Here is a 14,493-nt window from a genome sequence, read left to right on the forward strand (position 1 = left end):
AAAATGGCGTTAGGGTATTTCCTTTGCAAGGTTCTCCCTCTGGGATCACCACTGGTAATCCCTCGTGTCAAAAGCTCGCTTTTGTAAGACGCTTAAAATTAAAAAACCAACGCCTTTGAAAATGGCGTTAGGGTATTTCCTTTGCAAGGTTTCCCCTCTGGGATCACCGAAAGTAATCCCTAAAAACATATAAGTGAGCTAAAACTCATGTATCTAAAGCCCATCGGGTCTCCTCCTCTTACTGTCAAATGTAAAGGAAAACTCGAAACTAATGCTACGGGTTTCATTTGTTGGTTTATCCTTTCGTGTAAAACGAAGTTATTCCCTCTTTCTCCGCTGATAACGTGTTTCAAAAAACACATAAAATCTCAAAATCCTTTAAAAATAAGTGTTTAGAGGGTTTTTTGGTTTTGGCTAATGGTTCAAAAAATACCTAAAATCAAACTTTTTACACCATTAAATCATATTCTTTTCATTATTAATTCTTTAAAAGAATAAAAAGTGATACAAACAATAATTAACGTAATATAATATTAACCTCAAAGACCATAAAGAAAGGGTTGAACATAATTTCTATAGTATGAATTTATGGGGGTAAAGGGTTCAAATTAAGTTGAAATTGACCAATATGATTAAAACTATATAGTGGCATTTACTTGATTTACAAAAATGAATGCTATTCATTTGAGGGTTGTTTATTGGTTTAATAATAAAAAAAAAAAAAAAATTTTCATCAGATTTGCAACCAAAATAATTAATTATATATTTGCAACGTATTTCGAACCCAGTAAGGGTACCAACCGAGAGTAGTCTCCACGGTGGTAAAACAATACGGGCCTGTCCGGTCAAAATAAACGTAAGTTTACCCAGACACCTTATTTATCGAAATACAAATATTGATCGTTTAATTTAATCTTTATTTGTATGAAAAATTCTTTTCAAATTACACTGAAAGACCACACTTTAATTCCTTTTTCGGGTGTGGTTAAAACTACGCATGACACTTTTGTCAAAGTAGCCGACTTAATCGAAGGAAATACTCCTCTTTTGATTGAAGTCAATCATGAAAAAGTTACAACTGCTTTAGAGTTGAGCAAAATTTCCCCCTTTGTGCTTTTGTATTTTGATGCGGATTATCAATTTACAGGGGCGGCCTACAGTTTAAACGGCTCGGATAGCGCATTTGGGGTGGGAACTGCGTTTAAGAACATACTATTACTTCCATACCCCATTGATTTTAAGTTAGAAAAAACACTAAGTTTAAAAGTAATCGATTAGTTATGGAGCATTTATTTTTACAACGTGTTGGGGATAGAGAACAAATTTTAGCGTTCTTGTCTGAATTAAAAGAATGTTCCCCTACCGAATTAGTTGATCGGTACAATTCGACATTTAAACTTGGTTTTGTGGGATCACATGCGCAAGCTCAAAAGGTAATTGCGCTGCATCACGCTTTTATGGCTCAATTTAATGCTTCCCCAATCAGTATAACCAATAATTCCTTATTGCGTTTGACAGGAAGTATTGCCTTACATGGAAATGAATGGAAGTATTGTACGGACTCTAAATCAGAATAATATACGGTATTTTCTATCACAAACATAGGATGACGAGAAAGATTTTGAGGATTCATTGTTTAAAAATCCTGAGAATATTGAAAAAATACTGTTGCTTCTTTGTTAAAAAAATGGGTCTAACCTATGAAAACGATATCCACAAATTTGTTCCTTCAAGAACCTATCTCGGGAAGAAAATTTCACAAGATTTTATAGCCACATTGCTTGGTCGAATAGTCAATATAGATTCGGATGCAGCAATGGGCTAAGTATTAAAAACAATTCTAACTAAAAAGACAAAATGATGCCAATAGAAATTCAAAATTTAGATGAAAAATGGTTTGAACATCGATTGTTCCCCAAAGGTTATGGGCAATTCCCGTATTTGATTATAAAAACAGATTTTAAAGCATTTATTCAGATTCCAATTCATATCAATGGCGATCCAAATGATATTATCAATTATCCGGGTGTCCATCTTAAAATTGAAATCAATAACAAGGATTTCAATGAAAATGGAGAAGAATTTGGCCTACACGATGCATTGATTGACGTTGCAAAATCGATTAAAAATCAAATTGAATCCAAAAGAAAGGAACCTTGTGAAATATGTTTAGTCGAAACAAAAGACAAGGCGTTTTATTTTCAAGAAGACACCATTTCGTTAAATACAAGTATTCCTTATGGTGGAACATTAACTACCCTTGAAAATAAAATTATTGCTAGTAATGTTGAACATTATCTAAACTAGACTATTAGTTTGAATGAAGGTTTTTTAATAGGGTTTAGCAATAAACCCTATTGTTTAGGTATGTTAAATAGTCTTTTTTTTAACGGATGAGGACTTTTTCTAAATGATAATTTAGAAGATAACTAAAAAGAAAAATATATTTTTTATTTCCAATGGTCAGAATTTTGGGCAGTGTTAAACAATTATAAAATTGTGGAACGAAAAGACTTTATGATTGAGCATCTGAAAACGATGGTGAACTAATGTTTTAAGAAAATGAATCAACAATTATATCATTGTTTAAGTACATTAATTGAGCTGTGTCATATACTTTGTAATCAATATTTTGTAACAAAAAACCACTAACTTTGTGTGAAGATTTATGACCAATGGTTTAATGAAATATTTAAAATGAAACGAATTCTTCTCCTTTTACTCTTGTTTTTTTTCGGTTTTCAAGGCTATAGCCAAAGCCGGTATGTCTCCCAAACGACCAAAAAGATTGTTTATACAAGAGATGGAGGAAAATGCCAATGTTGCGGGAGTACATTCAATTTGGAGTATGATCATGTAACTCCTTTCTCTTGCGGAGGAAGCAGTGAACCTTCTAACATTCAGTTACTTTGCCGAGAATGTAACCGAAGTAAGTCCAATAGTTGTACCTGTAAAGTCCATAATCGCATTGTAGGAACCCATTGTTGTGATGGAGGAACTACAACAAATTCAGGAAATACTGAGGGGACATCAACACAGTGTACGGGTACAACTAAAAAAGGATTGCGTTGTAAAAAACGAACATTAAGTTCCAGTGGCCGTTGTCATTTGCATCAATAAGTTATAACCTAAATAATTGAAAATAGATGTTGTTTGCTATAGATTTTACTACCGAAGAAGTTATTGTTTCTGATTCCCCCAAAGGAAGTAATGCTGTTCATTTTGTTGAGCGGGTTCCTCGCACAAAAAATGAAATTTTATATCAAGCGGTTATTACACTTACAAGTATTACAAAATCGCCTCAATTTGACAGCGCCTTATTCAAAGCTATGGATAAGGTTTGTGGTATGATTTATACCAATTATAAGGGGAATTGAAGCGATTTTTGAAGATCTAAAAAGATTTTGCATATCGATGAAGTATAATAACCATCGATGAATTTTTCGCTTTTCTACATCGACTTTATTTTGGTTTGTAGTTGCAACAAACTTGAAAAACGATATACCTTTTTCAACGAATAGGCCTCGTTTTCCTTGCTCCATAGATGTCGAAGCGACAGTTCATTTACAGATGTTATATGTAAGGTATAAAAAGAGTTATTTTTAAAAAGTAAACGCCGTCTAATTCAATTTTTTTAGATTAAAAACATAAAAAGTTTAATTGGAAAAGTTATTTATAAATAGATAAACAAAATAGTAAATCTTATATGCTTTTAAAAAGATGGTAATTTGATACTTTAAATTCCCTTAATCAAGTAAGTAAACATTATACAACCAATTCAAATCGCTATAATAAACATACATTTGCATTCTCCCATTTTGACTATTCAACTTTAACCATTTTACGCGACATCTAACTCCATCTTTGTCAATGCAATAATATGAGAATATGTCGTCACCGTCTTCATCAGTGGTTTTACCTTCATATTCAGCGATATCGTATACCTGTGTTACCTTGGAATAAATAGTAATTCTGTTATTTGTCTCATCAAATGTTATCAAAACGTTGGCTTCTTCTGCATCCGACCAACTACTCCATTTGGCGTCATTAATTTTATGTCTTGAAGAAAGGGACGTTGATCTTAACTTGTAGACCTGTCCAAAAACATTTGTTGAACTTGTTAAAAACAATACTCCTATAATTGCAATTGTCTTTATTAAATATACCTTCATATTTTTTTGTTTTTTATTTTAAAAATACGGATTACGTTTCATTGTAATAAATCGTTTCAACCAATGAAAAGCTTTTTTATAACAGAAAACTAATGTAAGAAAAAAACTAATAAACCAACGAAGGTTAGTCAATAATTTTAGCAAGTAATATTGAATTTTGTAACACTTCCCAAAATTCAGACCATTGGTTAAATTAAAAAATACAATCCACTTTTTGCTAACTTTCGTATGTTTATTTTGCTTAAAACAAAGTAGTGAAAACGTAGATCTTCTATACAATTGCCTAAGAAAGATACCTTTTTCGAATCCTTAAAAAAACGCGAAAAATTTAAAGGTTGTGTAGCCGCTTTTTCTGTAAAGTAAACCTCGAAATTTGCGGTTCAGTATACTTGTAATAAAAAAAAGACCTCAATCGCTTGAAGTCTTAGCTGTTAATATTGAACATATTCCTTAATCTCCAATCCATACCCGATCATACCCACGCGTTTCGCTTGTATGCTATTGGTAATCAATCGAATTTTGGAGATGTCCAAATCATGTAAAATTTGTGCCCCAATCCCAAAATCTTTGTGGTCCATTTTAACAACAGGCGCCACATTGTTTCCTTCCGATTGTAACTGACGCAAAACACCAATTCGACTTAACAAATCATTCGGATCGGTTTCACTATTGATAAACACCACAGCGCCTTTGTCCTCTTTGTGAATTAATTTAAAGACATCATCCAATTTTTGCTCCATACTTCCGGTTAAGGCTTGGAGGATATCAGTATTGGCTGCCGCCGAAATAATACGCGTAAGTATTGCATCGCCGTAATTCCAACTTCCCTTGGTCAACGCAATATGTACTTGTTTGTTCGTGATTTGTTGGTAAGCTCGTAATCGAAAGGACCCATATTTGGTGTTGACTTGAAAATCTTCTTTTTTCGAAATCAGGCTATCATGTTGCATTCGATAAGCCACCAAATCTTCAATAGAAACGAGTTTTAAATCAAACCTTTTGGCCACTTCTACCAATTCAGGTAATCGCGCCATAGTTCCGTCTTCATTCATGATTTCAACAATGACACCGGCGGATTTAAAACCTGCTAAGCGGGCAAAATCAATCGCGGCTTCGGTATGCCCTGTACGTCGCAGAACGCCTCCGTGTTTCGCCGCCAATGGGAAAATATGTCCCGGACGAGCCAAATCAAAAGGCTTGGTTTCTTCATCGACAAGGGCAAGTATCGTTTTGGCACGATCGGCTGCAGAGATACCCGTTGTTACCCCATGTCCTTTTAAATCCACCGAAACGGTAAATGCGGTCTCCATGTGGTCGGTATTGTTTTTGACCATCGAATGAAGTTCCAACTCAGCGCAACGTTTTTCAGTTAACGGGGCACAAATAAGACCACGACCATGCATTGCCATGAAATTGATCATTTCGGGCGTCACCTTTTCAGCCGCGGCCAAAAAATCGCCTTCATTTTCACGATCTTCATCATCTACTACGATGATGACTTTGCCCTGACGAATATCTTCAATGGCTTCTTCTATAGTGTTGAGTTGTATTTTATCACTCATTTTCGATTGCATTTTGTATTAAGGTGTGTACTTGTTTTTTGGTACTCCAAGACAGTATAGGGTAAAAAGGAAATGCCGTAAGTAAACTGATAAAAAGTCCGGGTTCAAATTGAAGTTTGTACCTATCAATTTCAACCTGTGCTTTATAGCAGTAGGTTAGAAGTAAGGCAAAAGGAATCGCAGCTGCAATTAGGATATAGTTTATCGCAGTAAAAGTATACACAACCACCAAAGTAAAGGTTATTGCATAATACAGTAGCGCCATTCGATTCCATTTTAATATTCGTTCTAAATCAATATCACCCAACTGTTTTTCATTGATTTGGGGTAAATCATCATAATGCGAATCATCCGAACAAACAGGAACAGTATCGGCACTTTCATTTGGGTAGGGTAAATCACCATGGGGCTGATCCAAAGGTGTATCGATTGTGCTTCCTGAAGCTTCAGTTGTGGTTTCGGACTTATCTCTTCGGAACAATTTCATTACTGGTTCAACTATCACATCCAAAGTGACCATGCCTCCAATATCATGAATTGCACGATAGGTAAGCGTTATGGCTAAGGGAAGTAAAATCATTGTTGACATCCAAACCCCGAAAAAAGGAGCAATTCCATTTTCTTGGGCCAAACGTTTTCCAAACGTGTTGATAAAATGGAAAATGATAAATATAATGACCGAGAAAACAATGGGGAGTCCGATACCTCCTTTTCGAATAATTGAACCCAAAGGCGCGCCAATAAAAAACATCAGTATACATGAAAACGCCAGCATGAATTTATCGTAAATCGCAATCCAGTGTTTATTGATGAGCTTTTGCTTGGCATTCATTTCAAAAAGCGCACTATCAATGGTGAAATGGATATTTTCCACATTACTGTAGGCGTAACGGTAAATGTCAGTTTTTTGGTTAGGAGTGAGGTAGGCTAAAATATCTTGCGTGGGCATTTTTTTTGGAAAAAGTTCCCCCATCGTATTGGTCGACAAAGCTCCTGTTCGGCTGTAAATATTTTCACCATAGGAAATCGCCTCTTTTTTGTAATTGGTTTGTAACGAATCTAGCGTATAATTCAACTCCGAAATGTTCAACATGGTAAAGGTATTCCCAAAATCCATGTCGCGTTGATTGTTTTGGTTGAGTTTGGTCAGGTCGATGCTGAAGACATCCCGTTTAAACGTAGCTTTGGTAAAAGGCGCACTATTGCGTTTTTCATAGGTGGTACGCAAATCCTCGTAATAGGTTCCATCATATAAAACCAACCGTAATGTATTGGATTGCTCGCTGCTCAAAAGTTCTCCTCTTTTGGCTTTAATAACTGTAGTATTGCCGCCTCCGTTGGGAATATTTCGGTGAATGGTAACGCCTTCCAATAAGTTGCCTTTTTCACCTTTTTTCTTCAAAACTTTAATGTTGTAGTTGCCAATTTCACTAAACTGACCCTCAGCAATAGCCAACGCAGGTTTTATTTGTGCAATATTTCGACGGAAATTGGTGAACTTATATTCGGCATAGGGAATGATATTGTTGGCTACAAAAAAGGAGACAAGGGTCAATATCAGAATGAAATAGGTTTGATAACGTAACGAGCGTTGAAACGAAATACCCGACGACTTCATAGCGGCAAACTCGTAGTTTTCGGCCAACGATCCAAAGGTCATAATAGAAGCCAACAACACCGAAAGCGGTAAAACCATAGGAATAATTCGGGGCATGGCAAAAATTAAAAACTTGATGACCATAAGCGTATCCAAGTCTTTACCTGCCAATTCTGAAATAAATAACCAAACAGTTTGTAGGATAAATATAAAAAAGAGGATTACAAATACGGAAGCAAATGTAATCCAGAAGGATTTAAGTAAATACCGATCGATTATCTTCACCGAACTTAATCTAATTTATTGATGTAGTAGTTTGGGTATTTCCCTGCCACAAAAGTAAACTGATTTTTCGAAAGCGGCTGATTGGTTTTAAAAGAATTAACAGTCAATGTGGTACGGGTGCCGTTTTTACCAACTTCAATTAAATTATAAATGGTTTTGGTTTGCGTATCAATCCCTAGTAAAATTTCCTTGCGTTGGTCTTTGGTGTTGGTGGGGATCAATTTAATCAATTGTATTTTTCGACCGTTGATGTTTTGTTGAATGTCCCAAACATATTTATACCCTCTATTAAAAAAGGTAAGCATTTTGTTGGGCGTAATCGCTTTTTCATCAGCATCATTGACACTAGAAATAGTGATTTCTTCGTCTTCAGGGACAATTGTATAGGTTTTTTTTCCGTCAAATATTTTGGTTGCTCCCATGAAGTTGAGCACGTATTTGTTGCCTTGTAAGGTTACATTGCCTTTGCTCTCCTGATTGATATTTTCTTTGGTATTGGTGAGTGTATATTTAAAATCAATAACAATGTTGTTGTAACTTTTGATTTTAGCGGTCACTTGATCCAACAGGTTCTTTGCCCGCTTATCCTGAGCCTGGGTTGATACACTTATGGTTAGTAGCATGATAATAGCTAAAAACTTTTTCATTCTAGTTTTCGTTTTGTTCGTTAGTAAAAAAATGTTCCAAAGCGACCAAATCGGAGATATTGACCGTGCGCGCTTTGCTGCCTTCAAAGGGACCCACAATCCCTGCTGCTTCCAACTGGTCAATCAAACGACCTGCCCGATTATAGCCCAACTTCAATTTGCGTTGCAATAATGATGCCGAACCTTGTTGTGCGGTGACGATAATTTCAGCCGCTTCGCGAAACATCGGGTCGCGCTCGGAGATGTCAAATTCCAAGTTGACGTTGCTTCCTTCTTCCCCAATATATTCGGGCAATTGATAGGCAGTGGCATAGGCTTTTTGCGATCCAATGTAATCCACAATTTTCTCCACTTCGGGCGTGTCAACAAAGGCACATTGCACCCTAACCAAGTCATTGCCATTGGTGTACAGTAAGTCCCCGCGACCGATAAGTTGCTCAGCGCCTTGGGTATCCAAAATGGTACGTGAATCGATCTTTGAGGTCACTCGAAACGCAATGCGTGCAGGGAAATTAGCTTTAATAATTCCCGTGATGACGTTGACAGAAGGACGCTGCGTGGCAATAATAAGGTGAATTCCGATTGCACGCGCTAATTGGGCTAATCGTGCAATGGGGGTTTCAACTTCTTTTCCAGCGGTCATGATGAGGTCGGCAAATTCATCGACTACCAATACGATATAAGGAAGAAAACGGTGTCCTAACTCGGGATTCAATTTTCGCGACTTGAATTTTTCATTGTATTCCTTGATGTTACGCACCATCGCATCTTTTAAAAGCGAATAGCGGTTGTCCATTTCAATACACAGCGAATTCAAGGTGTTAATTACCTTAGTGTTGTCGGTAATAATCGCATCTTCCGTATCGGGCAGTTTGGCCAAGTAGTGACGCTCAATTTTGTTGAACAACGTAAGTTCAACCTTTTTTGGATCGACCAATACAAATTTGACTTCCGCCGGATGTTTTTTATACAAAAGCGACGTCAATACGGCATTTAATCCCACCGATTTCCCTTGTCCTGTGGCACCCGCCATCAACAAGTGCGGCATTTTGGCCAAATCAACCACAAAGGTTTCATTGGAAATAGTTTTTCCTAAGGCAATCGGGAGTTCCATTTCGGCCTCTTGAAAACGTGAAGCAGCAATAACCGTTTTCATGGGAACCATGGTTGGATTTTTATTAGGCACCTCAATCCCGATGGTTCCTTTGCCTGGAATGGGCGCAATGATACGAATCCCAAGTGCAGAAAGGGAAAGGGCAATATCGTCCTCTAAACTTTTAATTTTTGAAATACGAATTCCCGCTTCAGGTACGATTTCATACAACGTTACCGAAGGACCTACAGTAGCTTTAATTTGTGCAATATCAATCTTATAATTGCGAAGGGTTTCTACAATTCGATTCTTGTTTTCCTCCAATTCCTCTTGATTGATGGTAATGCCCACACTACTGTACTCTTTAAGCAATTCGAGGGTAGGAAACTTATAATGCGATAATTCAAGCGTTGGATCGAAAAGTCCAAAATCCTCGACCAATTTCGCTGCTAAATTTTCAACAATTAAATCCTCATCAGGTGCTTTTTCAATCACAAAGGATTCGTCCTGAGTAGGGATGATTTCCTTCGGAGGTTCAATAGTAAGCGGCGTTGAAAGCGGTGTTGGAGGGTTAATCGGTGGTGTAGGTGTTACCAAAACTGGCTCTACATCGGGTTCGTGTATGGGACTCAATCCAGATTTGTTTGGATTCAAATCGATGCCCGAATAACTGGATATGGTAGGTTTTAAGGCTTCTTTGTCGATTTCAAAAGAAGATTTCGGCTGCACCAATTCTTCAATCGCATAATCGGGTGAACTTTCAGTGTCCGAAACCGCATATTCTTCTAAGTTGTAGGCACCAGCTTGTGCGGAATTTTCTGGTGAAGTAGCCGCTACATCCGCTTCAAGATCGGCCTTCTTTTTTTCATAAAATGCCTTTAACGTATCAGGAGACCAACGAATTTTGAAAATCATATATAGCAAAATACAAAACACTAAAACGAGTAGTGTCCCTGTTTTACCAATATAATCTTTAATAAACGTATTTATTTCATAGCCTACTGTACCACCTAACTCGGGAAGGGAATTGGCAAAAAAACCAAACAATAGGGATAAAACGATTAAGGCAAATAAATCCCAAAACCACATCGATTTCAAACGTTTCAAGGGAAGGTCCAAAACCATGAACGTACCCGTCACGAAAAGTAATTTTACCAAAAGAAAAGAAGCCACTCCAAAACCGTTTGGAATTAAAGTCTCGGCCATCCATGCCCCCGATTTCCCCATCCAATTTTGCGCTTCTTTTTCACGATCGATAAAAGCATTAGCTACGCTTTGATCGACATGGCCATTCACAAAATACGAAATAAACGCCACGCCCATAGCCAAAGCCAAAAGCACGAAAAGACATCCCAAGATAAATTGGTATTGTCGTTTCATTTTGATGGATGAAATCGGTGAACTTTCATTTTCTGCGGATGTGTTTTGTGATTTTTTTGGAGCCATTAATGCGCTAAATTTTTATAAATGTACTAAAAAAATGAAACGATTTTGGGGAGATAAATCAGACATCCAATGGTAATTGCTGTCGCTGCGGCAAAAAAAACCGCTCCCGCTGCAATATCTTTGATAAATCCAATTTTTGAATGGTATTCAGGGTGAATGAAATCAGCAATCTTTTCGGCTGCGGTATTCAAACTTTCGACTGCCAAAACCAAACCAATCGCAAGAGTTTGTAGCATCCATTCGGTCAGGGATATGTCGAAATAAAAACCGGCCACCGTAATCAAAACGCCGATACTCAATTGCACCATGACGCTGTGTTCGGTAGTCGCTAACTTGAACGCGCCAAGTACAGCAAAACGAATACTTTTTAATCGACCGGTAAAAAAAGTGCGATCACGCTGAAATTCCATAGCCTATTGTAAAGCATTCAATGCGGCTTCGTAATTGGGTTCATTGGCGATTTCACCCACTTGCTCAGCATGTACCACGGTTCCATTTTCATCCAATACTACAACAGCACGGGAATGTAAACCGGCCAATGCACTGTCGGTCAATTCTAAACCATAGGCTTTCCCAAACGCACCTGATTTAAAATCGGATAGATTGATCACATTTTCAATCCCTTCGGCGCCACAAAAACGTTTTTGGGCAAAAGGTAAATCACGCGAAATGCACAAAACTTTAGTGTTATTTAACGCTGCAGCTTTCGCATTAAATGTACGAACAGATGTAGCACAGGTAGGGGTGTCAATGCTAGGGAAGATATTTAAAACCACTTTACTGCCTGCAAAATCAGCTAATGTAGCGGTCGATAAGTCATTTTTTACTAATTCAAAGGCAGGTGCTTTTGTTCCTATTACGGGTAAGTTTCCTGAGGTGTGAACGGGATTTCCGCCCAACGTAATTTGTGCCATGGGTATCATTTTTAAAGTACAAAAATACTATTTTTTAACGGAAACGGTATACCATTTATAGGAAATTAATTAAGGATAAAACATAAAAAAAGCGCCCCGAAGGACGCTTAATCTAGGCTTTATCTATGGACCCTAAAACGCGCTTCATAAAATCGTTGAGCGCTGTTTTTTTATCTTTTCCCTCGCGTATCATTTTATGGACTTCCAAAGCACCGTAGAGGTTGGAAATAAGTTCCCCAATCACATCGAGTTCTTCATCTTTTAACGATTCGAGCTCGGTGAGATTTTCCAATACTTCGATGGTTTCTACCAAATAGTCTTTGTCATTTTCTTCAATGAATTGGGTTAAATGTTTTATAACTGGAAGTTTCATAGTATGGGTTTTCGTCTAGATTTTAGAGATAAACAAATTATAGCTACTTGGCTATTTGTTTTTCCCTAAACCGATTGGATTATTAAAGTACTTCTTGAACCAATTCGGCCAATACTTCTGCCTTATTGGTTTGGGTTTGATTTACCAACACTCCATTTTTAAAGGTGGCAAAGGTGGGTAAATTATCCACTTTGGCCAATTGACGGGAGTTGGGAAAATGTTCAGCATCCACAATCAAAAAGGGAACTTGCTCGTATTGAGCCGCCAACATTTTGAATTTAGGTTTCATAATACGGCAATTCCCACACCAGGAGGCCGCATATTGAACCACAACCGTTTCGTTTTGTGCTACGATTTCGGCTAAATTATCTTGAGCTAATTCTTGAAACATGGGATTAAATTTTTAGCATTGGGCTTCCCGTTTCAAGTTTGGGATTGAATTTTGTACCCAAACCTGAAACGCTCGCCTATAGCAGCTATTAGTGATTTGATAAATAAGACGCAGTACTGTTGCGATCGGCATTCATCGCTTCTTTTCCTTTTTCCCAATTGGCAGGGCAAACTTCACCTTTCGTTTGTACATGCGTGTAGGCATCGATTAATCGAAGATATTCATGTACGTTACGACCCAAAGGCATATCATTTACACTTTCGTGGAAAATTTTTCCAGTTTCGTCAATCAAATACGTCGCACGGAACGTAACATTCGATCCCTCCAAAAGTACGGTGTCGGTATCTTCATTGTATTCCCCTGCTTCGATATCCAAAATACCTAAAGCAGACGATAAATTACGAGTAGTGTCGGCCAACAAAGGATAGGTAACTCCTTCAATCCCTCCGTTGTTTTTTGCGGTATTCAACCAAGCAAAATGGACTTCGTTGGTGTCGCAAGAAGCTCCAATCACAGTCGTGTTACGTGCTTCAAATTCTTCTAAAGCCGCTTGAAAAGCATGCAATTCCGTAGGACAAACGAAAGTGAAATCTTTGGGATACCAAAACAACAATACTTTTTTTTTTTTTTTTTTAGCTTCATCCAAAATGTTAATGCGTAAGTTGTCTCCCATAAAAGAGATGGCATCTACGGTAATGTTTGGGAATTTTTTTCCTACTAATGACATAATTATGTTGTTTAAAATTAAAAATTGTTTTTTGACACTACAAAAGTACATACAACTTTGAGGAATATGTATTAGTTTTTATTATTAGTGCTTATCATGAAATAGTTTTTGGCTATTTGAATGAATGCGCGTAGCCTTTCACTTTCAAATAAAAGTTTATATTTGTTAGCCTAAAAAAAGCGAATTCACCATGAAGTTTTCCCAATTATTTCGAAAAAAATCGGTTCATGATATCCTCCAACAAGTAGCCCAAAATGAGTCCGATGGACATCATGCACTTGGAAAGCACCTCACGGCCAGGGATTTGACCGCTTTTGGGATTGCAGCTATTATTGGTGCTGGGATTTTTAGTACTATTGGAAAAGCTAGTGCCGATGGGGGTCCCGCAGTGATTTTTCTATTTCTTTTTACGGCCTTGGCCTGTAGTTTTGCCGCTTTTGCCTACGCAGAATTTGCTTCGATGGTACCTGTTTCGGGGAGTGCTTATACGTATTCGTATGTGGCTTTTGGGGAACTTATAGCTTGGATTATCGGATGGGCTTTGATTATGGAGTATGCCATCGGGAATATAACGGTAGCAATTTCATGGAGTGATTATTTCACGGGATTGCTCGAAAGTGGAGGTATTCATTTACCGCAGTGGATACAAATGGACTATTTATCAGCCTCCAAAGGATTTGCCGAAGCAACCGCCTTATTGCAAAGCGGAAAACCTTTCGCCGATTTAAGTCCGGCCCTCCAAGCGGCGCATACAGCTTGGACTACAGCGCCTACTTTTGCTGGTATACAATTGGTGGCCGATTTGCCTGCGTTGTTAATCATTGTCTTCATCACGTATTTAGTGTATCGAGGCATGAAAGAGTCGCGCAATGCCAGTAATCTCATGGTGGTAGTGAAGTTGTGTATCATTTTGTTGGTGATTGCTGTGGGAATATTTTATGTCGACACCGACAATTGGAACCCATTTGCGCCCAATGGCGTGAGCGGAGTTCTAAAAGGGGTATCGGCTGTATTTTTTGCTTATATCGGTTTTGATGCGATTTCAACCACCGCCGAAGAATGCAAAGACCCGCAACGTGATTTGCCCAAAGGAATGATGTGGGCGATTATCATTTGTACTATTTTATATATAATCATAGCCTTGGTATTGACCGGTATGGTTTCCTATGACCAATTGAATGTAGGTGATCCCTTAGCTTTTGTATTTGATCAATTAGATTTGAAATGGATGTCGGGGATTATTGCGGTGAGTGCCGTTGTAGCGATGGCCAGTGTGCTCTTGGTTT

The 14,493-nt window shown here is 37.7% G+C and carries 16 protein-coding genes and 1 riboswitch; of the genes, 6 read left to right on the top strand and 10 right to left on the bottom strand.

Annotation, left to right across the window (positions count from 1 at the left end; translation table 11 throughout):
• Nucleotides 1–768 precede the first annotated feature (768 nt).
• Nucleotides 769–863, top strand: a riboswitch (SAM-I-IV-variant riboswitch).
• A gap of 61 nt (nt 864–924) precedes the next feature.
• The 5 genes from Q0037_RS04525 (at nt 925) to Q0037_RS04545 (ending at nt 3,377) form a co-directional block, all read left to right on the top strand.
• Nucleotides 925–1,278, top strand: a complete 354-nt coding sequence (locus tag Q0037_RS04525) for a hypothetical protein (protein WP_297516075.1) — start codon at nt 925–927, stop codon at nt 1,276–1,278.
• Nucleotides 1,279–1,280: 2 nt separating this feature from the next.
• On the top strand, nt 1,281–1,577 hold the full coding sequence (locus Q0037_RS04530) for a hypothetical protein (RefSeq protein WP_297516078.1): 297 nt from the start codon (nt 1,281–1,283) through the stop codon (nt 1,575–1,577).
• Nucleotides 1,578–1,857: 280 nt separating this feature from the next.
• The gene (locus Q0037_RS04535) at nt 1,858–2,307 is read left to right on the top strand and encodes a hypothetical protein (RefSeq protein WP_297516080.1); all 450 of its coding nucleotides are present in this window, start codon (nt 1,858–1,860) and stop codon (nt 2,305–2,307) included.
• Between the two features lie 390 nt (nt 2,308–2,697).
• Complete coding sequence (locus Q0037_RS04540) at nt 2,698–3,120, top strand: HNH endonuclease (protein ID WP_297516083.1); 423 nt, start codon at nt 2,698–2,700, stop codon at nt 3,118–3,120.
• Nucleotides 3,121–3,146: 26 nt separating this feature from the next.
• Nucleotides 3,147–3,377, top strand: coding sequence for a hypothetical protein (locus Q0037_RS04545; protein WP_297516085.1), 231 nt, complete (start codon nt 3,147–3,149; stop codon nt 3,375–3,377).
• Between the two features lie 369 nt (nt 3,378–3,746).
• On the opposite strand, the gene Q0037_RS04550 is transcribed toward Q0037_RS04545, so the two are convergent.
• From Q0037_RS04550 to Q0037_RS04595, 10 genes are all read right to left on the bottom strand, one after another.
• Nucleotides 3,747–4,172, bottom strand: a complete 426-nt coding sequence (locus Q0037_RS04550) for a hypothetical protein (protein WP_297516088.1) — start codon at nt 4,170–4,172, stop codon at nt 3,747–3,749.
• A 431-nt stretch (nt 4,173–4,603) separates the two neighbouring features.
• A complete protein-coding gene (gene ribB, locus Q0037_RS04555; protein WP_297516089.1) occupies nt 4,604–5,734 on the bottom strand; it encodes a 3,4-dihydroxy-2-butanone-4-phosphate synthase in 1,131 nt (376 codons plus the stop codon).
• Complete coding sequence (locus Q0037_RS04560; protein ID WP_367274077.1) at nt 5,727–7,616, bottom strand: LptF/LptG family permease; 1,890 nt, start codon at nt 7,614–7,616, stop codon at nt 5,727–5,729. The genes ribB and Q0037_RS04560 overlap by 8 nt, the downstream gene beginning before the upstream one ends.
• Nucleotides 7,617–7,621: 5 nt before the next feature.
• The gene (locus Q0037_RS04565) at nt 7,622–8,263 is read right to left on the bottom strand and encodes an outer membrane lipoprotein carrier protein LolA (protein WP_297516092.1); all 642 of its coding nucleotides are present in this window, start codon (nt 8,261–8,263) and stop codon (nt 7,622–7,624) included.
• Between the two features lies 1 nt (nt 8,264).
• The gene (locus Q0037_RS04570) at nt 8,265–10,802 is read right to left on the bottom strand and encodes a DNA translocase FtsK (RefSeq protein WP_297516095.1); all 2,538 of its coding nucleotides are present in this window, start codon (nt 10,800–10,802) and stop codon (nt 8,265–8,267) included.
• 26 nt (nt 10,803–10,828) lie between these two features.
• Complete coding sequence (locus Q0037_RS04575) at nt 10,829–11,212, bottom strand: diacylglycerol kinase (RefSeq protein ID WP_297516098.1); 384 nt, start codon at nt 11,210–11,212, stop codon at nt 10,829–10,831.
• Between the two features lie 3 nt (nt 11,213–11,215).
• Entirely contained in the window at nt 11,216–11,716 is a 501-nt protein-coding gene (gene tpx / locus Q0037_RS04580) for a thiol peroxidase (protein ID WP_297516101.1), read from the bottom strand.
• A gap of 112 nt (nt 11,717–11,828) precedes the next feature.
• Nucleotides 11,829–12,089 carry a hypothetical protein gene (locus Q0037_RS04585; RefSeq protein WP_297516104.1) on the bottom strand — a complete coding sequence of 87 codons (261 nt, stop codon included), beginning with the start codon at nt 12,087–12,089 and terminating at the stop codon, nt 11,829–11,831.
• 82 nt (nt 12,090–12,171) lie between these two features.
• Nucleotides 12,172–12,480, bottom strand: a complete 309-nt coding sequence (locus tag Q0037_RS04590; protein WP_297516107.1) for a co-chaperone YbbN — start codon at nt 12,478–12,480, stop codon at nt 12,172–12,174.
• A gap of 88 nt (nt 12,481–12,568) precedes the next feature.
• Nucleotides 12,569–13,207 carry a peroxiredoxin gene (locus Q0037_RS04595; protein WP_297516110.1) on the bottom strand — a complete coding sequence of 213 codons (639 nt, stop codon included), beginning with the start codon at nt 13,205–13,207 and terminating at the stop codon, nt 12,569–12,571.
• Between the two features lie 190 nt (nt 13,208–13,397).
• Here Q0037_RS04595 and Q0037_RS04600 point away from each other — a divergent pair.
• The coding region (locus Q0037_RS04600; RefSeq protein ID WP_297516113.1) for an amino acid permease at nt 13,398–14,493 on the top strand (1,096 nt) is incomplete at its 3' end.

Origin of the sequence: Flavobacterium sp., assembly GCF_027482425.1 — a bacterium.
Lineage (GTDB): Bacteria > Bacteroidota > Bacteroidia > Flavobacteriales > Flavobacteriaceae > Flavobacterium.